A 19,827-nucleotide genomic window follows, 5' to 3' on the forward strand; every position below is an offset into this window, starting at 1 on the left:
CCCCCCACCCCACCCCGCTCCTCCCCGTGGCATCGGCGGACGGGCGGGTGTTGCCTGGCCGGAGGTAGCCTGAAGCCACTGCTCCTGCTCGTCACCCGAGCGCAGGGGAGGTCCGATGACGATGCCCACGGGACCCGCGGCCGCCCTCACCGCGAGCCTGCGCCCCAGCAGGGCCGACGCCCCCCGCTACGTCCCGATCGCCGAGCACGGTCTCATCGGCGATATGCGCACCGCCGCGCTCGTCGGCACCAACGGCACCATCGACTGGTACTGCTGCACCCGCTTCGACGCGCCCAGCGTCTTCGCCGCGATCCTGGACGCCGACCACGGCGGCGCCTTCGAACTGGCCCCCGACGTCCCCGCCCGCACCAAGCAGTTCTACTTCCCCGACACCAACATCCTCATCACCCGCTTCTTCGCCGACAACGGCGTCGGCGAGGTCCAGGACTTCATGCCGATCGTCGACGACTCCCGCGAAGCCGACCGCCATCGGCTGATCCGCCGTGTGCTTTGCGTACGGGGCTCCCTTCCTTTCTCCGCGCGCATCGCGCCCCGCTTCGACTACGGCCGGCAATCACATACCGTCACCCCTCACGACCAGGGCCTCACCGTCTTCGAGTCCCCGGACCTCACCCTCGCTCTGACCTCCAGCGTCCCCGTCCGCACGGACGGCCCCGATGCCTGCTCCTCCTTCACGCTCGCCGAGGGTGAAGCCGCCGTATTCGCCCTCGACCGCATCGGCGACGGCGTCGAGCCCCGCTTCTGCGCCGTCCACGAGGCCGAACAGCTCTTCGGTGCCACGGTGCGCTACTGGCGCGGCTGGCTCGCCCACTCCCGCTACCGCGGACGCTGGCGCGAGATGGTGCACCGCTCCGCCCTCACCCTCAAACTCCTCACCTACGCGCCCACCGGCGCCATCGTCGCCGCCCCCACCACCAGCCTTCCCGAGCAGATCGGGGGCGAGCGCAACTGGGACTACCGCTACGCCTGGGTCCGCGATGCCGCCTTCTGCATCTACGCCCTTCTCCGCCTCGGCTTCACCGACGAGGCCGAGTCATTCGTCCACTTCCTCTCCTCCAAGATCTGCCTGAAGAACTGCGCCCGCGGCCCGCTGCAGATCATGTACGGCATCGACGGCCGCAGTGACCTCCCCGAGACCGAACTCCTTCACCTGGAAGGGCACTTGGGCTCCGCGCCGGTCCGCATCGGCAACAGCGCCGTCAATCAGCTCCAGCTCGACATCTACGGTGCGCTCATCGACTCCCTCTACCTCTACGACAAATGGGGCCAGCCGCTCTCCAGCGACCACTGGGACACCGTCTGCGGCCTGGTCGGCTGGGTGTGCGACAACTGGGATCAGCCGGATGAGGGCATCTGGGAGACCCGCGGGAAGATCCAGAACTTCCTCTTCTCCCAGCTGATGTGCTGGGTCGCCATCGAACGCGCCATGCGCATCGCCCGCCATCGCGGCCTGCCCGCCGATATGCCCCGCTGGTCGCAGGCGCGCGACGCCATCTACCGGCGCATCATGCAGCGCGGCTGGTCGCCCGCGCGCCAGGCATTCGTCCAGCACGAGGGCGCCGATGTCCTGGACGCCGCGGTCCTGATGATGCCGCTGGCCAAGTTCATCTCACCGACCGACCCGAAATGGCTCTCCACGCTGGACGTCCTCGGCGATGAACTGGTCTCCGACTCCCTCGTCTACCGCTATGACCCCAGGAGCAGCCCCGACGGACTGCGCGGCGAGGAAGGCACCTTTTCGATCTGCTCCTTCTGGTACGTCGAAGCGCTCTCCCGCGCCGGCCGTGTGGACGAGGCGCGTCTCGCCTTCGAGAAGATGCTCACCTACGCCAACCATCTCGGCCTCTACGCGGAGGAGATCGGCCGTACCGGCGAACAGATCGGCAACTTCCCCCAGGCGTTCACCCACCTCGCGCTCATCAGCGCGGCCTTCAACCTGGACCGCGCTCTCGGGTGAGGGGCGGGCCCGCGGCTGTGATTGCGTGTCACGGGTGAGGTCGTACCCACTCCGGCCAGCCGCCATAGGAGGTTGAGCGTCCGCCGGTGCCGGTAGGGGCTCCTCCGGCTGCCGGGCGCGGGCGTGCTCGTGGTAGCGCAGCTCCCCGGCCAGCTGGACGCCGGTCGGGAACTCACGGCGGTGTGTGAGCGAAGCGTGCGCCTCGGCGTAGGCGTTGATCCGCGGATGGATCCGCGCGAAGAGCAGGTGCGAGATTTTGGCGGCCATGTCGACTCCCCCTTGCGGTGGTGATGCGTTCGGCTGTGGTGCGTTGCGAGAACAGTGCATCACTGAGCGGAGTCGTGGGGCGTCGGAGCGTGGGTTGAAAGATTGTGTCAACCCGTGGGTTGATCGACGGGGGTGGGTCGATCTCTGGTACTCGGTGCGTGTCGCGTGTGGCGGCGGTCCCGGCGGCGGTGTGGGTGTGCGGGCGGGCCTGCTCAGGCGTCGCCGGGCAGGAGGTGCTGGTTGACCTGGCGGAATGACCAGGTGCCGTGGGTGCGGGTGAGGATCCAGACCAGGTCGAAGCGGTTGGGCCACTTGTGGGGGACGCCGGTGCCGGAGGCGCCCAGGGCGGTGACGATGTCTGGGATGCGGCTGTGCTCCCAGCAGATCAGAACGGGGCCGGTGGCGGAGAGGGCGGCCTTGGCGAGCGCGGCTTCCTGGGTCTCGGCGTACGTGGTGTTGAGGGTGAGGCCCATGTGCTGGGCGAGCGGGGTGACGGTCTGCCGCATGCGGTGGGCGCCGGCGTGCGGGCCCTGATCGGTGGCCGCGAAGATCGTCCGGGGGCGGGAGAGCCCGGACGGGAGCGGATGCCCCTTCGGCGGGTCGAAGAGGGAGGGCAGTGCGTTGGCCCGGTCCCAGCCGCGCCGGGTCAGCGATTTGTGGTCCTTGTGCCCGTGCTCGTCGATGCCGGGATGCGTCTTGTCGGGCTTTTCGCCGTGCCGGATGATCATGATGACGGCGTCGCCCGAGCCGCTGCCGGCGGGGCTGTGCGGGCCGAGAGTCGCCGCGGCCTGCTTGTGGCCGCCGCAGGCAGCGAGCGCCACCGGGGCGGCCGCGGCCAGTCCGGCCAGCACCCACCGCCGACTGACCACGCGGCCGCGGTCGGCCCCCTGGGGCGAGGCGGCGGACGAGGCGGAAGAGGGGGAGGCGGTGGGGGAGTTGGCGGAGAATTTCCTGAATTGCGGCACGGTTGTGCCTCCTTTGAACGGCGGGAGGGCCTGATGCTGCGGCAGTAGAGCACGTCTCCCTGAGATTGCCCGCCCGGTGGCGCCGGCAAGGTGCAGATCGATGCGCGGGTGGGAGGCGGGCTGGCGCGGGTGCGCCCCGTCTCGCGCAGCCGGCGCCGTCGAGCAGCCTCCTTGTGCCGGTGGGCCGGCCGGACGCCCCGCGCGCCTCCCGACCCGTCCCCAACGGCGCGGCGAGGGCCCCGCCTCGTCAAGCGGGCCGCGGTTCTCCGGCACGGCCGTCGGCGAGGTGGCGGACGTGGTGGGCGACCTCGCCCCATACCGGTTCCGGCAGGTCGTGGCCGACCCCGGGGAGGGGGACGAAGCGGGCGCCCGGTATGCGGGCGGCGACCGTGCGGCCGGCGGACGGTTTGACCAGGGGGTCGTCGAGGCCGTGCAGGACCAGCGTGGGGACCGCGATCCGGCTGATGGGCGGCCCGTGCCACTGGGCGCCGATCTGGCGGCTCTGGCCGCGGGCGTCCAGTACGCCCGCGTCCGGCGCGGCGGTCAGCATCTCCCGGGTGGCCCGCTCGTCGAACGGGTAGCCGGGGGAGCGGAGCAGGCGGGCCAGCGCGACCCCGGCCTCCACTTGGCCTTCGGGCGTCCGCGGATACCGGGTGCGGGCGAGCCGGGCGAGGGTGCGCAGCCGGATGTGGCGCAGGGTGCCCGGCCCACCGGTGTCGCCGGGCACCGCCGACACGCTGGTCAGGGTGCGGACCCGGCCCGGATGCCGCAGGGCGATCCGCTGGGCGACCGCGCCGCCGAGCGACTGGCCGAAGAGATGGGCCGACTCCCAGCCCAGCGCGTCCAGGACGGCGATGGCGTCGTCGGTCATGTCCTCGGCGGTGTAGGCGTCACCGCGGCGGCGGACGATGGCCGCGATGGGGCCGCTTGCGGAGGTGGGCGGGAGGTGCGTGGACTCCCCGGCGTCGCGCTGGTCGTAGCGGGCGACCGCGAAGCCCTGGGCGGCCAGCGCCCGGGCCAGCCCGGTGGGCCACCAGCGCCGCGATACGCCCAGCCCGGTCACCAGCAGCAGCGGCTCCGGCGCCGCCGGCGCCTCGGCGGGCGCCAACTGGTCGAAGGCGATGCGGACCGGGCCGTTGGACGCCCATGTGGTGGCGGTCCAGGGGGGTGGGGTGGTCATGGTCCCTCCTGTGGGCTGGTCGGCGCGTCCGGGCGGCGCGCGGGTGCGGTCGTCACGTTCCTAACCGCGATCGGTGTTCGCAGTTACGAGGCTATGCTTATCACCAGTGGGATGACTGACGGAAGGGACGGGTGAGGTCCGGTGGCCGGGGTGGCGGAGCGCGGCGGGGCGGCGGCGGACGAGGTGCTGGTGTGGGACCGGCCCGAACGGGGTGCGCGGGGGCCCGCGCCCGAGCGGAGCCGCGGGCAGCTCACGGAGGCCGCGATCCGGCTCGCCGACGCGGGCGGACTGACCGCGGTCTCGGTACGCCAGGTGGCCAGGGAACTGGGCACCGGGCCCGCGTCCCTCTACCGGTACGTGGCCGGACGCGATGACCTGGTGGACCTCATGGTGGACGCGGCGACCGGTGAGATCGATCTGGGCGTGGAGCTGACGGGTGATCCGGTCGCCGACCTGGTCGCGCTGGCAGTGCGCACCCAGGAGGTCCATCTGCGGCACCCGTGGCTGCTGGAGGTGGCGCCCGAGGCCCTACGGGTGGGACCGCGCGGGCTCGACTACCTGGAGTACGCGCTGCGCGCCCTGGAACCGCTGGACGGGCTGCCGGGCGCGGCCAAACTGGAGGCGGTGGCCGTCCTGAACGCGCTGGTGGTGATGTTGTCCGGTGCGGAACTGCGCGCCCGCCGCGCACCGACGGCCCGTCAGGCGGCCCAGGCCCGGTATCTGGGCGCGGTGGCCGAACGGGGCGGACACCCGCTCCTGGCACGGGCGTTGGCCGACAGCCACAGCCACAGCCACAGCCACAGCCACAGCCACAGCGACAGCCACACGTCGGCCCGCGGCGGGGACGGCGCGCAGCCGGCCGATCCGGCGGGCACGACCCGCTTCGAGCGGGTGGTCCGCCGCGCCCTCACCGGCCTTCTCGTCCCGGGAGCACCCGGAGCACCCGGAGCACCCGGCGCCCCCTAAGCACCCGTTGCACCAGGCGCATGAGCCGCGCCCGACACACCCGCTGCCCCCGCCGCCCCTACGGCCGCACCCCCGGATACCGGCAATACGGCAGCCCCCGCACCGACTCGTCCCGGAGGAAGCGGGTGACCAGGTCCGCGTATTCGGCGTCGCGCTCCAGGTGGGCCATGTGGTCGGCGTCCCGGATCAGGGCGAAGGCGCAGCCGTCGATGGTGGCCGCGACCGCCGCGTTCTCCGCCGGTGAACTGGCGCAGTCGTGCTCGCCCGTGAAGACCAGGGCCGGGACCCCGGAGATGCCCCCGGGCGGATAGAGGTCGGTGTCCAGCAGGCGTTCGTGGCAGGCGGCGTAGCGCAGGGCGGCGCTCTGCGAGGTGCGCAGCAGCTGGCGCTCCAGGAGGCGGGCGACCGCCGGCCCCTGGGCGACCTCCTGCCGGGTGGCGCTGTTGACCAGCATGTCCACGACGTTGCGGGCGTACGCGCGGCGTTCCGGTTCGGCGGCCGGGCGGGAGCCGGCGGTGCCCACCAGCGCCAGGCCCTGGCGGACCACCGCGGTCAGCCGGGGGCCGACCCGCGGGGTGGCGCCGGCCAGCAGCAACCGGGCGACCCGGTCCGGGTACGACTGGGCCAGGCGGTAGGCGATGGGCGCCCCGTAGGAGGCGCCGAGGACGTTGACCGGCCCCAGGGCGAGCCGGTCGATGGCGTACCGGGCCGCCTCCGCGAGCACCTCGAAACCGGCGCCGGCGGCCAGATCGCCGGCGTTCCCGGTACCCGGCAGGTCCATCAGCACCACGGTGGTGTGCGCGGTGAGCCGGCGCTCCAGGCGCGGCCAGGAGTACATGTCCTGGAGAGCGCCGCCGATCAGGACGAGCGGCTCGCCGCCGGTGCGGCGCCGGGGGGTGAGGACCCGGCAGGCGTAGGTCATGTCCCGCAGGGAGAGCGGGACCAGGCGTTCGCCGGCTTCCCCGCGGGCGCCGGCTTCCATGGTGTCCACGGCGGCCGCTCCCGGTCAGGCGGTGGACGGCGCGGCGACGGCGGGAGCGCCGGCGCGGCGGGCGATCAGCTCGGCGAGCGCGGCGACGGTCGGCGCCGCGGACAGCTCGTCCTCGTCGATCTCCACGCCCAGTTCGTCCTCCAGGGCCATCGACAGCACCGTCACGGCCATGGAGTCGATACCGGCCCTGGCCAGGGACACCTCCGGGACGATCGGGCCGCCGGGCAGCCCGGCACGCGTGATGAGGAGTTCCTTCACCTGGTCGAACATGGTCCCTCCTTACGGGACGGGGGTGGTTCAAGGCCGGGCGCGGGACCCGGCGCGGCGTGCGGCGCGGGCGTCAGCGTTCGGCGCGCAGACCGGGCGGCCACACCAGCGTTGTCGCGGCCCAGGCGAGGCCGCTGCCGAAGGCGACCAGCAGCACCCGGTGGCCGGGCCGGAGCGCCCCCTCGGCGGCGGCGTCCGCCAGCAGCAGGGGCACCGAGGCCGCGGCGGTGTTCCCCACCGACGCGATGTTCGACGGCACCCGGTCCGGCGGGATGCCCAGCGCGTCGGAGACCGCGGCGCTGATCCGGGCGTTGGCCTGATGGACGATCAGCCGGTCGACGTCCTGGAGTGCCCAGCCCGCCGCGGCCGCGGCCTCGGTGGCGGCGGCCGTCATCCGGCGCACTGCGTGGCGCAGCACCTCGTTGCCGCGCATGCGGACGTGGCGCTCGCTCCGGGGCGCGGAGTCCCGGCTGTCGCGGTTCCGGGAGCCGCCCACCGGGATGACGATGGCATCGGAGCGTTCGCCGTCGCTGCCCCACACCACCTCGCCCAGGGCGCCGGCCTGGCCGGGGCGGCCCGCCTCCAGGACGGCCGCGCCCGCGCCGTCCCCGAAGATGGGCGCGGTCGAGCGGTCCTCCGGGTCGATCACCGCCGACATCGTCTCGGCGCCGATGACCAGGACCCGCCGGGCCGTCCCGGAACGGATCAGACCGGCGGCCACCGTGGTCGCGTACAGGAAGCCCGAGCAGCCCGCGGCGATGTCGAACGCGGCGGCACCGCCCAGGCCGAGCCGGGCCGCCACGTCCGGGGCGGTGGCCGGGCACGGATGATCCGGCGTGGTGGTGGCCAGGACGACCGCGTCCGCCCGGGTCACCCCGGCCGACCGCAGCGCGCGGGCGCCGGCCTCGGCCGCCAGGTCGCCGGTGGCCGTCTTGGGGTCCGCCCGGCGCCGCACGGAGATGCCGATCCGCTCGCGGATCCAGGTGTCCGAGGTGTCCAGATGGGCGCAGAGCTCGTCGTTGGTGACCTCCTGGGGCGGCAGCCAGGACCCCAGGCCGGTCAGTACCGCGGCCGTGCCCGCCGCCGGCGCCTTCTCGCTGTCCTCCGACTGATACATGGGGACAAATGTAATCAATCGGACGCGATGGGTGACGGTGGAGGCGGTGGGGCGTGGCGTTGGGGTGGCGCGCGCCTGTGGTGCGCCCGTGGTGCGTCCGCAGTGCCCCGGGCACTCGGTCGTGCCCGGCCGGCCCGGCGCCCGCGCGCGCCGGGCGGACCCGTCAGGCCGCCTTCCCGGCGGTGGTCCGGGCGTAGTGGGCCGCGATCTCGTCACTGGTCGTCAGCCATACGCCCGGGTGGCCGGCGATGTGCTCCAGCGCCTGGTCCAGGTACTTGTGGCGGAACGGCTGGTTGATGACGAACGGGTGCAGCACCAGCGACATCACCCGCCCGCTGTCCGCCGCGTCCGCGTACAGCTGCTCCAGCTGATCCTTGACGATCCGTACGAAATCCGGGCCGCTGAGGCTCTTGCCGACGAACAGGCTGATGTCGTTGACCTCGATGGAATACGGAACGCTGAGCATGCCCGGCACGTTGAGGCGGTAGGGCTGATCGTCGTTGGACCAGTCCAGGACGTAGTCCAGACCGAGTTCGGAGAGGAGTTCGGGGGTGCGGAAGGTCTCGGTGAGGGCCGGTCCGAGCCAGCCGCGCGGGCGGTGGCCGGTGGTCCGCTCGATGGTGCCGACCACGTCGGCCAGATAGGCGCGCTCCTCGTCGGGTGCCATGTCCGCCTGGAAGAGCGAGTTGTTCTTGCCGTGCGCGATCCAGGCCCAGTCCCGGGCCCGGCCGGCCTCGATGATCTGCGGGTAGCGCTCGCCGACGTCGGAGTTGAGCATCACGCTGGCGCGCATCCCGTGCCGGTCCAGGCTCTCGATCAGCCGCCAGATGCCCACCCGGGGGCCGTAGTCGCGCCAGCCGTAGTTCAGCGGGTCCGGCGCGAGCCCGGCGGTGCCGGGGAAGATGCTCGTCGACGGGCGGTCGACCTGGTAGTGCTCGACGTTCAGCCCGACGTAGAAGGCGATCCGGGCACCGCCCGGCCACTGGATCGGGTCCCGTTCGGTGATCGGGCTGTAGTCGTAGAGCTGGTTGTCCATGGAACTCACCTCGTGTCCGCTGTGGTCCGGGGATCCGGTGCTCCGCATCGTCAAACGTTCACATTGATGTGAAGGTCAAGCGGCGGCGGGACGTGACCCCGGCCACAGTCGGACGGCGGGACCTACGGCCGGTAGACGCAGGCCGCGAGGCCGGCGTGGCGTTGCCAGCCGAGCGTTTCGTAGAGTGCCCGGCCCGCGTCGGTCGCGCCCAGGACGCCGGTCGCCGCGCCGTGGGAGACCGCGTGATCGGCCAGCGTCCGCATCACGAAGGCGCCCAGGCCGCGGCGGCGGTGCCCCTCCTCGGTCACCACCCTGTCCACCACCGCCGCCGCGCCCACGAGCGCCAGCTGCCCCTTCGCGGCGGGCGCGCCGGACGCGTCGCGGACCTGGACGTAGGTGACGCCGCCCTCGGTCTCGACGGTCGCGCGGTAGCCGTCCGGTACCACTGGGCGGGTGGGGCGCAGGTCCGCGGCCATCAGATGGCCGGTCTCCTCCTTGTCCACCGTCCAGCCCGCCGGCATCCACGGCTCGGCCGTCTCGGCGTCCACCGGCAGCTTCAGCCAGGTGTACGGGGCGGTCACGGTCGCGGCGGCCGCGCGCACCGTGTGCTCGTCCGGGGCGGGCAGCACATGCCGGCCCACCTGGTCGGGCAGGCCCACGTCCACGTAGAGGCCCCAGGGGCGCTCGGCCGCCGGCGGACGCTGCCGCGAGACCACCCAGCCGGCCACCCATGTCCTGACGAGATCCGGAAGCATTGACCCCTCCCAAGTAAGTGCCACTCAATGGCTGCGCACATTACGGGAAGGGGGTGATCGCGGCACCCGGTTTTCGCCGCCGTACCGGTGCGGCCTGCTCCGGCGAGGGGACTGTCGGCGGCATGGCCTGATGGAGTGTCAGGCGTCAGGGTCCGGTGCCGGGTGTCAGGTGCCTGCGTCTGCCAGGGCCGTGCCCTCGATCAGCAGGTGCCGGGGGCCGCGGAGAATGGGGCTGTGCCGGTACGGGGGCGGGTCCGCCACCAGGCGCGGAGTCTCCAGGCGGCGCAGCAGCTCGGCCAGCGCCACCTGCGCCTCCACCCGGGCCAGCGGCGCGCCGAAGCAGCTGTGCACCCCGCTGCCGAACCCGAAGTGCTCGTTGTCCCGCCGGGCCGGATCGAAGCGGTCCGGTTCCTCGAAGCGCAGCGGATCGCGGTTGCCGGACGCCAGCATCAGATACAGCGGCGCCCCCTCCGGGACGGTCACCCCGCCGACCTCGATATCGGTCAGCGGGGTGCGCTGCGGCAGCATCTGCACCGGCGGTTCGTAGCGCAGCAGCTCCTCCACCGCGGACGGCATCAGCTCCGGCTCCCGGCGCAGCCGCTCCAGCGCGTCCGGCTGCCGCAGCAGTGTCAGCATGCCGTTGGTGATGAGATTGACCGTCGTCTCGTGCCCGGCGATCATCAGCAGGGTCAGCGTGGTCATCAACTCCGGCTGGGCCAGCCGCCCTTCGGGCCCGTCGTCGTGGACCAGCTCGGAGATCATGTCGTCCGCCGGGTCGGCCCGCCGCCGGTCGGCCAGAGCGCCGAGGTACTGGGCCATCGCCAGCCGCGCCGCCGTGCCCGCCTCCTGGCGGCCGCCCGGTTCCTCGCCGGGGGAGCGGTCCAGGGAGGCGATGATGGCGTCCGTCCAGCCGCGCAGCTCGGGCATGTCCTCCCGGGGGACGCCCAGCAGCCGGCAGATCACCGTCACCGGCAGCGGATAGGCGAAGTCGTCCACCAGGTCGATCCGGTCCCGGCCCCGGAAGCCGTCGATCAGCTCACCGGCGATCTCCACGATGTCGCCGTGCAGCGCGTTGATGCGGCCGGGGGAGTGCGGCGGGCCGAAGGGGCGCATCGCCAGCCGGCGCAACCGGTCGTGCTCCGGGTCGTCGACGCCGATGAACGACGGCGGCAGACCGGTCGCCCCGGCCCGCGCCTGGTCCGGATCGGTGCGGTGGCGCACGTCCGAGCTGATCCGCGGATCGTGCAGCAGCGCGGCGATCTCGTGGTACGTGCCGACCAGGTAGCTGCCGTCGTTCTGGCGCGCCACCCCGTGCTCGCGCAGTTCGGCGTAGAGCGGGTAGGGGTCGGCGCGGTGGGCGTAGTCGTTGATCCGCTCCAGCAGGGTCTCGGTGGACATGCGCGGGCTCTCCTCGTCACAGGGCGTCGGTAGCGGGGCGGGGGCGGGGCTGGGCGCGGTCAGCCGGCCGGCCGCACCAAGGACAGCCGGCGGTCCGGCAGATGGCCGGTCAGGGCGACGGTCGGGCCGTGCGAGAGGACCTTCGGGTCCGGCACGTCGGACGGTACGACCCGCGGGGCCTCCGGCCGGTCCGCGGCGCCCGGCGGGGGCGGGAACGGCGCCGCGGTCTCGATCAGCCGCTGGTAGTGCTCCAGCCACTTGGCGCGGTTGACGCTGACCGCGGCGGTGATCCGGCCGCGGTAGCCGTAGACGACCACCAGGCGGCCTTCCTCCACCGACCCCTGCGCGATGGTCACCTGGTCGGAGAAGGTCGGCACCCCGACCGATTTGATGTTCAGCCCGAACTGGCTGGACCAGAACGCCGGGACCGCCAGATGGGGACGGCGCCGCGGCCCGGGGCTGACCATGTTGTGCGCCGCCACCTCGGCTTGCGCCACCGCGTTCCCCCAGTGCTCCAGCGACAGCATCTGGTACTCGAACAGCGGATGCGGGAAACGGGCCACGTCCCCGGCCACGAACACATCGTCCGTGACGATCCCGTACATGGTGAACGCCCGGCACCCGGCGTCGCAGGCCAGCCCGCGCGGACCGGCGGCCAGTCCGGAATCCGCCAGCCACTCGGTGTTGCGGACCGCGCCCAGCGCGACCACCGCGACATCCGCCTCGATCCGGCTGCCGTCGGAGAACTCCGCGCCGGTCAGCCGCCCGCCGCTGCCGAGCAGCGTGGTGACCGTCACCCCGCAGCGCAGATCGACCCCGTGCGCGCGCTGCAGCCGCGCGGCGAACGCGCCGAGCGTCCCGCCCAGCGCCCCGACCAGCGGCGCCGGACCGCGCTCGGCGACCGTCACCGGCAGCCCGCGCTCCCGGCAGGCCGAGGCGATCTCCGAACCGGTGAAGCCCGCGCCGATCACCAGGACCCGGCGCGGCCCGGCGTCCAGCCGCTCGGCGAGCCGCGCCGCGTCGTCCATGGTGCGGACCGTCAGCACACCGTCCAGCCGGGCCTCTTCGGGGTTCGGCCAGGGCCGCGCCCGGGTCCCGGTGGCGATCAGCAGCCGGTCGAACGGCAGCCGCTCACCGTCGGCCAGCAGCACCTCCTTGGCGTCCGGATCGACGCCGCTGGCCCGCACCCCCAGCTTCCAGTGCGCGTCCACCGGGCGGCGGGCCGGCAGGCCGGTGTCCGCCGCCGGCACCCGGCCCAGCAGCACCTGCTTCGACAGCGGCGGGCGGTCGTAGGGCGGATGCGGCTCGTCCCCGACCACCGTCAGCTCCCCGGTGAAGCCCTCCGCCCGCAGCGTCTCGGCCGCCCGCAGACCGGCCAGGGACGCGCCGACGATGACGATCCGGCCCCGCGTCAGCTCACCGGACATCGGCGCCCGCCTCCGCCCCGGTCGCCGCCCCGGCCCGTCCGCCGCCCGGACCCGCCTGCTCGCCGACGACGATGGCCTGCACCGGGCAGGCGGCCGCCGCGCGGCGCACCCGCTCGGCCTCGCCGTCCGGGGGCGCCGGAGCGTAGAGCAGTGCCTCCTCGCCGTGCAGCTCGAACACCCGGGGCGCGAGGAACACGCACTGCGCGTACCCCTGGCACCGGTTGAGGTCGACCACGATCTGCATTCCGCCCCATTCCTCCGGAGGATTCGTCTCCTTACGTCCTACTCGTCCCCGGCGGGCGGCGCGGGCGCTGCTGGGCCGGAGGGGTGTGTACGGGGAGTGAGGGCGGCGGGATGCGCGAGGGCGGGGGAAAGCGGTGGCGGCCGGGGTGGGGATTTCGCGCGGATGGCGCGGAATATCCGGTGGTGTTTATCGCGCGGTCGCCGGCGAACCCTTATGGCGCAGCATGGGACCGCCGGGCACCGGGAACGTTGCGGATGATCGGACAACAGGAAAACGGCCGGGCGGGCGGGGTGCGCAGGGGCGGAAGTGGAACTTCCGGTTGGGGTTTCATCAGGGGCTTCCGATGGCGCACGGGGCAGCGGATGCCGGTGACACGTATCCGTATTGACCCGGAATCGCCCGCGGCATCCGGCATCGGATGATGCCGGCGCCCGGAACGTGAGGTACGCAACCCCCGATGCCTGCTATGGAACAATTCTTTGCGATCATTTCATCCGAACTTGCCTTCCCCGTCCCGCGTATGAGATGGGATGGAGGGGAACGCTGCCCTACGAACTGTGAGGAACCACGGGATGCCCTTCGCTGTGCCTGGAACTCTGGCCGCACCAGGGAAGGGGCACGGGCAATCCAGACTCTATGTCCTCGACGGTCTCCGCCTGCTCGCCGCGCTGATGGTCCTCGCCTACCACTACATCACCCTCCGTGATGGCTGGGGCAATGATCCGCACACGTTCTCGCCGACGCTCTACCACCTCTCCCAATTCGGCTGGCTGGGCGTCGAAGTCTTCTTCCTGATCAGCGGGTTCGTCATCTGCATGAGCGCCTGGGGACGCTCGCTCGGCGACTTCGTCAAATCCCGGGTCTCCCGGCTCTATCCCGCCTACTGGGTCGGAGTCCTGCTGACCGCGGCCGTTCTGACGCTCTGGCCGAAGGTCCGCAGCGCGGACAACCTCGAAACGGTGCTGACCAACCTCACCATGCTCCAGCAGGGCGTGGGGGTTTCCGACCTCGACGACGTCTACTGGTCGCTCTTCGTCGAGCTGAAGTTCTACCTGCTCTTCGCCCTGGTGGTGTACCGCGGGGTCACCTACCGCCGGTGCGTGCTCTTCTGCGGGCTGTGGACGGTGGCCGGGGTCGTCGCGCTCAAGGCCGACAGCAACTTCCTCTCCGTCTGGGCCATCGCCCCCTACTCGCCGTATTTCATCGCCGGAATCGCCTTTTATCTCATGCACCGCTTCAAGCCCACGCTGCTGCTCTGGGCCATTGTCGCGGTGGAATTCCTGCTGGCCCAGCACTATGTGCGCGGGCGCCTGGTGATGAATGTCGGCGCCAAGGCCGCCATGGCGCACGGCTGGCCCGCCCGGGTGGGCGTCATCCTGGCCTTCGCCATCATGGCGGCCATCGCCCTCGGCGTATTCGACAAGGTGCGGTGGCGCTGGCTGCTGACCGCCGGCTCGCTGACGTATCCGCTGTACCTCCTGCACATGTACATCGGATTCACGCTCATCGACCTGCTCCGCCACAAGGTCCCGGCGCTCGTCCTCCTGCCCGGTATCGTCGTCTTCATGCTGCTGCTTTCCTACGCCGTCCACCGGCTGGTGGAACGGCCGCTCGGGAAATGGCTGCGGAATGGAATCCAAAAGGGACTTCAGGAGATGCGCCGGAATTCCAAGACCCAGGCCGCCTCGGAATCCGCGTCGAAATCCGCGCCCGACGCTCCGCCGGGGCCCGTCGCCGAGGCCGCCGAGGTGGCCGAGAGCTACCGGGTGGGAAGCCAGCGGCCGTCCCTGTGACCCGCTGACCGCCGTCTGACGGGAGCCGGTGCACCGCCCCGCGAGGGAGCCCGGTGCACCGCCCCGCCGACGGCTGATTGCCAGGTCGGGGCCGCACCGGGCACTCTTGCCGCATGTCAAACGTACGACTCGAAGCGTGGATCGGCGGGGACTGGCTCGAGGTGCACGCGGTGAGCGTCACCGTGGGGGAGTCCGCGCTGACCCTGTCCTTCGAGCACCAGCGGACCGAGGCCGGGTACCGGAGCATGATCTGGGAGCCGCTGGAGCACTTCCTGCGCGAATACCGCGACGAACCGGTCGTCGTCGTCCCCCTCGGCCGCTCCCTGCCCGTCATGTACGCCCCCGGGGCCGCCGGGCCGTTCCGGCTGGCGGAGGTGACGGAGGACTGACCGCCGGGCCGTCCGCGGCTGCCCCGCCCGCCCGCCGCCCGGCCGCCGGGACCGCTCCGGCCGGGCGCCGCGGCTCAGCGGACCGACGCGGCCGGCGGCCGTTCGCGCAGCGCGCCGTACGCCAGGAAGTACGCCGGGACGCGGTTCAGCCACCGGGAGGCGGTGAGCCGGTCCGCCACCCACTGGGCGCGCCGCGGATCGCCCAGCGGCGGCCGCCCGGCCAGCACCGGCTCGATCACCCGGGCGTGGGCGGCCCGCTGGAGCCCCTGCGTGAGCGCCGCGGTCGGCCACCGGCGGCGCTGCACCGCCCGCACATCCGCCAGCCCCACCCGGCCCGCGCGCAGCGGCTCCACCAGATGGCGGGCCGCGGCCACCGCGTCCTGCACCGCGAGGTTGATGCCGATCCCGAACACCGGCGACATCGCGTGCGCCGCGTCCCCGATGCACAGCAGCCCCGGACGGTGCCAGCGCCGCAGCCGGTCCAGCCGGACGTCCAGCAGCCGCACCTCGTCCCAGGACGCCAGCGCGTCCACCCGGTCCCCGAGCCAGGGCGCGGCCGCCGCGTAGCCGGCCCGGAACGCCGGCAGCCCGGAAGCGCGCCGCGCGGCGTCCGTCCCCTTGGGGATCAGCGCGGCGCACTGCCAGTAGTCCCCGCGGTCGATCAGCGCGGCGAGCAGCCGGTCCCCGACGCCGCCCACCAGCCCGTGCGGATCGCCGTCGCGGCGCGGCAGCCGGAACCACCAGGCGTCCATCGGGCAGGGGAACGCCCGCAGCCCCAGCTCCGGCAGCGCCCGGGCGAGCGAGCCCCGGCCGTCGCAGGCCACCGTCAGCGCCGCCCGCAGCTCACCGGTCCGCCCGCCGGCGGTGCGGTACCGCACACCCGTCACCCGCCCCCGCTCCACCAGGAACGACGTCGCCTCGGTGCTCATCCGGAGCGTGAACGACGGCTCCCGCCGGGCCTCGTCCGCCAACAGGTCCAGCAGATCCCACTGCGGCACCATCGCCACGTAGTTGAACGGACCGCTCAGCGCGGTCAGATCGCCCACCGTGGCCAGCGCGCCGCCGGGTCCGAGCGGCAGCTGAACGGTCGTCACCCGCCGCTGCGGCAGCCGGGCGAACCGCTCGCCCAGCCCCAGCTCGTCCAGGAGCGCCAGCGTCGATGGATGCACGGTGTCGCCGCGGAAGTCCCGCAGGAAATCCCCGTGCTTCTCCAGGACCGTCACCGCCACCCCCGCCCGCGCCAGCAGCAGCCCCAGCACCATCCCGGCGGGCCCGCCGCCCACCACACAGCACGTCGTCCGCTCCACCACACCGGCTCCCTTCCGCGCGCACCGGGTCCGGTGCCCGCGCGTACCGCCACTCATACCCGCGATCGCCCCCGGCCCCCACCGCGGGCACTGGCCGTCCGTGGAGTCCCGGATTCCGGACGGGGTTTCCCGGATGCCGGGAACGCCCCGGCCCCGAATCCCCTCTAGCCGGGTGACAGAGGACACCGGGCCCGGCCCGGTGAAGGGGAGGACACCATGACAGCGACAACAGCGACAACAGTGATGGCGGCGGACGCGGGGGCGGCCGGCCGGCGCCGGCGCGGCGCCCGGGTCGCGGCGGTGGGGGCGATCGGGCTGGCCGCCGCCCTCCTGGCCGCCACCCCGGCGTTCGCCAAGGGCAGCGCCACCTTCAGCGCCTCGCCCGGCACCGTGAAGCACGGCGCGACCGTTCACCTCAAGGGCGCGGGCGACAGCGACGGCATCCAGTACGGCATGTTCTGCGCCCAGCAGCGCACCGGCACCAGCGGCGCCTGGCACACCGTCAAGTGCGGCAGGATCCTGGAGATCACCGGCAGCGAGGCCACCGTCGACACCAAGGTCAAGACCTCCCGCCCGGGGACCCTGCAGTTCCGCGGGGTGCTCTACGGGGTGGACGGCCCGCACGGCGGCCACCCGCACGCGGACATCACCACCGCGCCCCGGACGGTCCACGTGCGCTGACCGTCCCGGTGCGGTCCGGTGCCCCTGCCGGACGGCTTCCTCAACGATCCCCGCCGTGCCAGGGTTTGCGGGGTCGGCCGACTGCCGGGGCCCGTCGCGGGGCCCCGGCGGCGGAGCACGGGGGAGGACGACGGGACATGACGGGTACGGGCATCAGACCGCTCGGCGGCGACGATCCGGTGCGGCTCGGCGGCTACGAGCTGCTGGGCCGCCTCGCCTCGGGCGGGATGGGCCGCGTCTACGTGGCGCGGTCCGCGGAGGACGGCGGGCTGGCCGCCGTCAAGACGCTGCTCGCCGAGGGCGCCATAGGTGAGACCGACCGCCGGCGGTTCGCCCGCGAGGTGACGCTGGCCCGGCGGATCGGCAGCGCCCGCACCGCCCGGGTCCTGGACGCCGACCCGCACGCCGAGCGCCCCTGGATGGCCATCGAGTACATCCCGGCGCCCTCACTGGCCGAACTCGTCGCCAGGGCGGGCACGGTGGGCCGCACGGCGGTGTACCGGATCGCGGCCGGGGTCGCCGAGGCCCTGGTGGCCCTGCACGCCGCGGGCATCGTCCACCGGGACGTCAAACCCCAGAACGTCCTGCTGCCGCACGACGGACCGCGCGTCATCGACTTCGGCATATCGCACGCCAGCGATATGACGCGCACTCAGCTGACGCTGGGCACCATCGCCTTCACCTCGCCGGAGCAGGCCCGCGCCGAACCGTCCACCGCGGCCTCCGACGTCTACTCGCTCGGCGCGACGCTCTTCCACACCGCCGTCGGCCGCCCGCCCTATCCGGAGACCTCCGACACCATCCGGCTGCTGACCCTCGTCCAGCGCGGCGCACTGGACCTCACCGGGCTGCCGGCCGGGCTGGACGGGCTGATCCGCCCGTGCCTGGCCGCCGATCCGCGCGACCGGCCGGCGCCCGCCGAGGTGCTGCGGCGGGTCCGCGCCGAGCTGGGTCCGGCCGGCGCGTGGCGGGGCGGCGGCCGGTTGCCGGCGCGCTGGACGGCCCTGATCGCGGCGTACGAGGCGCAGGGCCGGGCGCTGCGGGCGGAGGGCCGGGCGGCGGCCCGCACGATCGATCTGCGGACCCGGCCGGTGCCGCCGCCCCGGCCCACCCGCGCCTACACGGCACCCCGCGGCGCCGGTCCCGGCCGGGCCAAGCCGCCGTCCCCGAAACCGAAGGAGCCGAAGCCGAAAACCCGGAAACCGGAGACTCCGAAACCGAAGCCCGCGCAGCCGAAGCCGCCGCCCCCGAAGCCGAAACCCCCGCCGACGCCCGAGCCCGCGCCGCCGCCGTCCACCTCCTCCGGGGGCTCGTTCTGGGCCGTTCTCGCGCTCCTCGCCGTCGTGCTGTTCGTCTGGAAGCCCTGGGAGCACAGCGGCGCAGCGGACACCGCCAACGGGACGCCGAGCGGCCGCATTGGCAGCAGCCCGTACAGCGGGGGCGGTTCCGGTTCGCTCTCGGGCGGTTCCGCGGCCGGCGGCGGCGCCACCACCTCCCGCACCCCCACCCGGCCCTCCCTTCCCCGCTACTCGCCGTCGCCGACGCCCTTCGCGCCCCGGACGCCCAGCGCGGCGGACCTGGCGTTCTCGGCCGTGCGGGCCGGCGACTGCCTGGACGCGTACGCCGACGGGTACGGGAAGTGGAGCCGGACGCCCCCGGCCCGGGTGGACTGCCAGGCGGCCAACGCCTATCTGCGGGTGCGTTCGGTGCGGCACTCCGGGACCTGCCCGGCCGGGCCGGGCAGCACCGGCTGGTGGCACACGGCCGCGGACCTCTCGCCGGTCGGACTGTGCGTGGAGCGGCAGTTCCGGATCGGTCAGTGCTTCCTCGCCCGGGAGCGGAACGGGCAGCCGGCCGGCGCCGACCTGCTGACGCTGTGGAACTGCGGGGCGGCCAGGGTGCCCGCTGAGTTCCGCTTCATCATGCAGGTCAGCGCGGTCCTGCCGGCGTCGGCCGGCAGCCGCGCCTGCCCGCCCGACCAGGGCCGCCCCTACACCTACTCCTGGAACGTCTACGACGGCCGCAGCATCCTGTGCACCAAGGTCGCCTGACGGGACGCGGCGGCACCGCCTACGCGCCGGCGAGGCGGGGGAAGAGGGCCTCCGCGCCGGTGCGGTTGACGGCTTCCAGGGCGCCGGGCTCCCAGCCGTCGTAGGCGTCCAGGTGGCCGGTGAAGTACGCGCCGGCCTCGGTGGGCGCGAAGGGCCAGTCGCTGCCGAAGTGGACGTGGCCGGGGGCGGCGAAGGCCAGCAGGGACGGCAGGGCGGTGGGGCTGCCGGACAGGGCGGTGTCGAAGTGGAAGCGCCGCAGGTCGGCCAGGAGCGCGTCGGAGGTGAGGTCCGGGCGGACCTGCGGGGCGGTGACGGCCACCCGGTGGGCGACGTAGGGGAGATAGCCACCGGCGTGCGCGAGGATCACCGTCATGCGGGGGTGGCGGCGCAGGACGCCGTTGACGGTCATGTGGACCGCGGTCCTGGTGGTGTCGAAGGTGAAGTCCAGCACCGGGGCGGGCAGGCCCGGCAGCCTCGGCACCGGCGGCTCGTTGGGGTGGACGAAGACGACCGCGGCGCGGGCGTCCAGCACCTCCCACAGCGGTTCGTAAGCCGGGTCGCCCAGGTAGCGGCCCTGGGCGCTGGCCATCAACACCACACCGTCGGCGCCCAGTTCGTCCAGGGCGTGCACCGCCTCGGCCACCGCCGCGTCGACGTCCGGCAGCGGCAGGCTCGCGAACTGGCCGAAGCGGTCGGGCCGGTCCTTGACCAGCTCGGCGACCGCTTCGTTGACCGTACGGGCCAGGGCGCGCGCCCCGGTGCCGTCGCCGAGGTGGACGCCGGGCGCGCTGACGGACAGCACGCCGGTGGCGATGCCCTGGTCGTCCATCATCGCCAGGGCGCGGGACGCGTCCCAGACGGGCAGCGGCCAGCCGCCGGAGTCCAGACCGCGGTCCTCCAAGGTGCGGAGGTAGGCGGGCGGCAGGGCGTGCTGGTGGACGTCGATACGGGCGGGAGTCGTCGTCATGGGGTCAGCCTCCGGTCGTTAGCTTGCTAACGAATAGGCCGGTAAGCT

At 73.5% G+C, this 19,827-nt stretch carries 18 protein-coding genes; 6 read left to right on the forward strand and 12 right to left on the reverse strand.

Going from position 1 to position 19,827, the window contains the following annotated elements; translation table 11 throughout:
* The first annotated feature begins 115 nt into the window (after nucleotides 1–115).
* The gene (locus ADL22_RS16090; protein WP_066979170.1) at nucleotides 116–1,978 is read left to right on the forward strand and encodes a glycoside hydrolase family 15 protein; all 1,863 of its coding nucleotides are present in this window, start codon (nucleotides 116–118) and stop codon (nucleotides 1,976–1,978) included.
* 479 nt (nucleotides 1,979–2,457) lie between these two features.
* Here ADL22_RS16090 and ADL22_RS16095 read toward each other — a convergent pair whose 3' ends face one another.
* Together ADL22_RS16095 and ADL22_RS16100 are read right to left on the reverse strand one after the other, a co-directional pair.
* On the reverse strand, nucleotides 2,458–3,210 hold the full coding sequence (locus ADL22_RS16095) for a hypothetical protein (RefSeq protein ID WP_079064165.1): 753 nt from the start codon (nucleotides 3,208–3,210) through the stop codon (nucleotides 2,458–2,460).
* Nucleotides 3,211–3,457: 247 nt separating this feature from the next.
* On the reverse strand, nucleotides 3,458–4,390 hold the full coding sequence (locus tag ADL22_RS16100) for an alpha/beta fold hydrolase (protein ID WP_066979172.1): 933 nt from the start codon (nucleotides 4,388–4,390) through the stop codon (nucleotides 3,458–3,460).
* Nucleotides 4,391–4,531: 141 nt separating this feature from the next.
* On the opposite strand from ADL22_RS16100, the gene ADL22_RS16105 reads away from it, so the two are divergent.
* Nucleotides 4,532–5,356: a TetR/AcrR family transcriptional regulator gene (locus tag ADL22_RS16105; RefSeq protein WP_234430718.1), complete on the forward strand. Its 825-nt coding sequence runs from the start codon at nucleotides 4,532–4,534 to the stop codon at nucleotides 5,354–5,356.
* Between the two features lie 58 nt (nucleotides 5,357–5,414).
* Here the strand turns inward: ADL22_RS16105 and ADL22_RS16110 are convergent, their stop codons facing one another.
* The 8 genes from ADL22_RS16110 to ADL22_RS16145 all read right to left on the reverse strand — a co-directional run bounded on the left by ADL22_RS16110 (nucleotide 5,415) and on the right by ADL22_RS16145 (nucleotide 12,591).
* Nucleotides 5,415–6,338, reverse strand: a complete 924-nt coding sequence (locus tag ADL22_RS16110) for an alpha/beta fold hydrolase (protein ID WP_267890179.1) — start codon at nucleotides 6,336–6,338, stop codon at nucleotides 5,415–5,417.
* Between the two features lie 24 nt (nucleotides 6,339–6,362).
* The gene (locus tag ADL22_RS16115; protein ID WP_066979178.1) at nucleotides 6,363–6,617 is read right to left on the reverse strand and encodes an acyl carrier protein; all 255 of its coding nucleotides are present in this window, start codon (nucleotides 6,615–6,617) and stop codon (nucleotides 6,363–6,365) included.
* 70 nt (nucleotides 6,618–6,687) lie between these two features.
* Nucleotides 6,688–7,731: a beta-ketoacyl-ACP synthase III gene (locus ADL22_RS16120; RefSeq protein WP_066979181.1), complete on the reverse strand. Its 1,044-nt coding sequence runs from the start codon at nucleotides 7,729–7,731 to the stop codon at nucleotides 6,688–6,690.
* Nucleotides 7,732–7,894: 163 nt separating this feature from the next.
* Nucleotides 7,895–8,767 (reverse strand): polysaccharide deacetylase family protein, encoded by an 873-nt coding sequence (locus ADL22_RS16125; RefSeq protein ID WP_066979183.1) that lies wholly within the window; start codon nucleotides 8,765–8,767, stop codon nucleotides 7,895–7,897.
* Between the two features lie 122 nt (nucleotides 8,768–8,889).
* Entirely contained in the window at nucleotides 8,890–9,522 is a 633-nt protein-coding gene (locus ADL22_RS16130) for a GNAT family N-acetyltransferase (RefSeq protein WP_066979185.1), read from the reverse strand.
* 165 nt (nucleotides 9,523–9,687) lie between these two features.
* On the reverse strand, nucleotides 9,688–10,920 hold the full coding sequence (locus ADL22_RS16135; protein WP_066979188.1) for a cytochrome P450: 1,233 nt from the start codon (nucleotides 10,918–10,920) through the stop codon (nucleotides 9,688–9,690).
* Nucleotides 10,921–10,979: 59 nt separating this feature from the next.
* Complete coding sequence (locus ADL22_RS16140; protein WP_066979191.1) at nucleotides 10,980–12,347, reverse strand: NAD(P)/FAD-dependent oxidoreductase; 1,368 nt, start codon at nucleotides 12,345–12,347, stop codon at nucleotides 10,980–10,982.
* Nucleotides 12,337–12,591: a ferredoxin gene (locus ADL22_RS16145; RefSeq protein ID WP_066979195.1), complete on the reverse strand. Its 255-nt coding sequence runs from the start codon at nucleotides 12,589–12,591 to the stop codon at nucleotides 12,337–12,339. Before ADL22_RS16145 ends, ADL22_RS16140 begins: the two co-directional genes overlap by 11 nt.
* A 572-nt stretch (nucleotides 12,592–13,163) precedes the next feature.
* On the opposite strand from ADL22_RS16145, the gene ADL22_RS16150 reads away from it, so the two are divergent.
* Together ADL22_RS16150 and ADL22_RS16155 are read left to right on the forward strand one after the other, a co-directional pair.
* On the forward strand, nucleotides 13,164–14,384 hold the full coding sequence (locus ADL22_RS16150) for an acyltransferase family protein (protein ID WP_079064166.1): 1,221 nt from the start codon (nucleotides 13,164–13,166) through the stop codon (nucleotides 14,382–14,384).
* A 113-nt stretch (nucleotides 14,385–14,497) separates the two neighbouring features.
* Nucleotides 14,498–14,773 carry a hypothetical protein gene (locus tag ADL22_RS16155; RefSeq protein WP_066979201.1) on the forward strand — a complete coding sequence of 92 codons (276 nt, stop codon included), beginning with the start codon at nucleotides 14,498–14,500 and terminating at the stop codon, nucleotides 14,771–14,773.
* Between the two features lie 74 nt (nucleotides 14,774–14,847).
* Here ADL22_RS16155 and ADL22_RS16160 read toward each other — a convergent pair whose 3' ends face one another.
* Nucleotides 14,848–16,080 (reverse strand): FAD-dependent oxidoreductase, encoded by a 1,233-nt coding sequence (locus tag ADL22_RS16160; protein WP_066979584.1) that lies wholly within the window; start codon nucleotides 16,078–16,080, stop codon nucleotides 14,848–14,850.
* A gap of 216 nt (nucleotides 16,081–16,296) precedes the next feature.
* Between ADL22_RS16160 and ADL22_RS16165 the strand changes: the two genes are divergently transcribed.
* A complete protein-coding gene (locus ADL22_RS16165; protein WP_234430719.1) occupies nucleotides 16,297–16,761 on the forward strand; it encodes a hypothetical protein in 465 nt (154 codons plus the stop codon).
* A 137-nt stretch (nucleotides 16,762–16,898) separates the two neighbouring features.
* On the forward strand, nucleotides 16,899–18,812 hold the full coding sequence (locus ADL22_RS36230) for a serine/threonine-protein kinase (protein WP_066979209.1): 1,914 nt from the start codon (nucleotides 16,899–16,901) through the stop codon (nucleotides 18,810–18,812).
* A gap of 19 nt (nucleotides 18,813–18,831) precedes the next feature.
* Here ADL22_RS36230 and ADL22_RS16175 read toward each other — a convergent pair whose 3' ends face one another.
* Nucleotides 18,832–19,779, reverse strand: a complete 948-nt coding sequence (locus tag ADL22_RS16175; RefSeq protein WP_066979212.1) for an amidohydrolase family protein — start codon at nucleotides 19,777–19,779, stop codon at nucleotides 18,832–18,834.
* Nucleotides 19,780–19,827 lie beyond the last annotated feature (48 nt).

It is taken from the genome of Streptomyces sp. NRRL F-4489, assembly GCF_001509485.1.
In the GTDB taxonomy this organism is placed as follows: Bacteria; Actinomycetota; Actinomycetes; order Streptomycetales; family Streptomycetaceae; genus Streptomyces.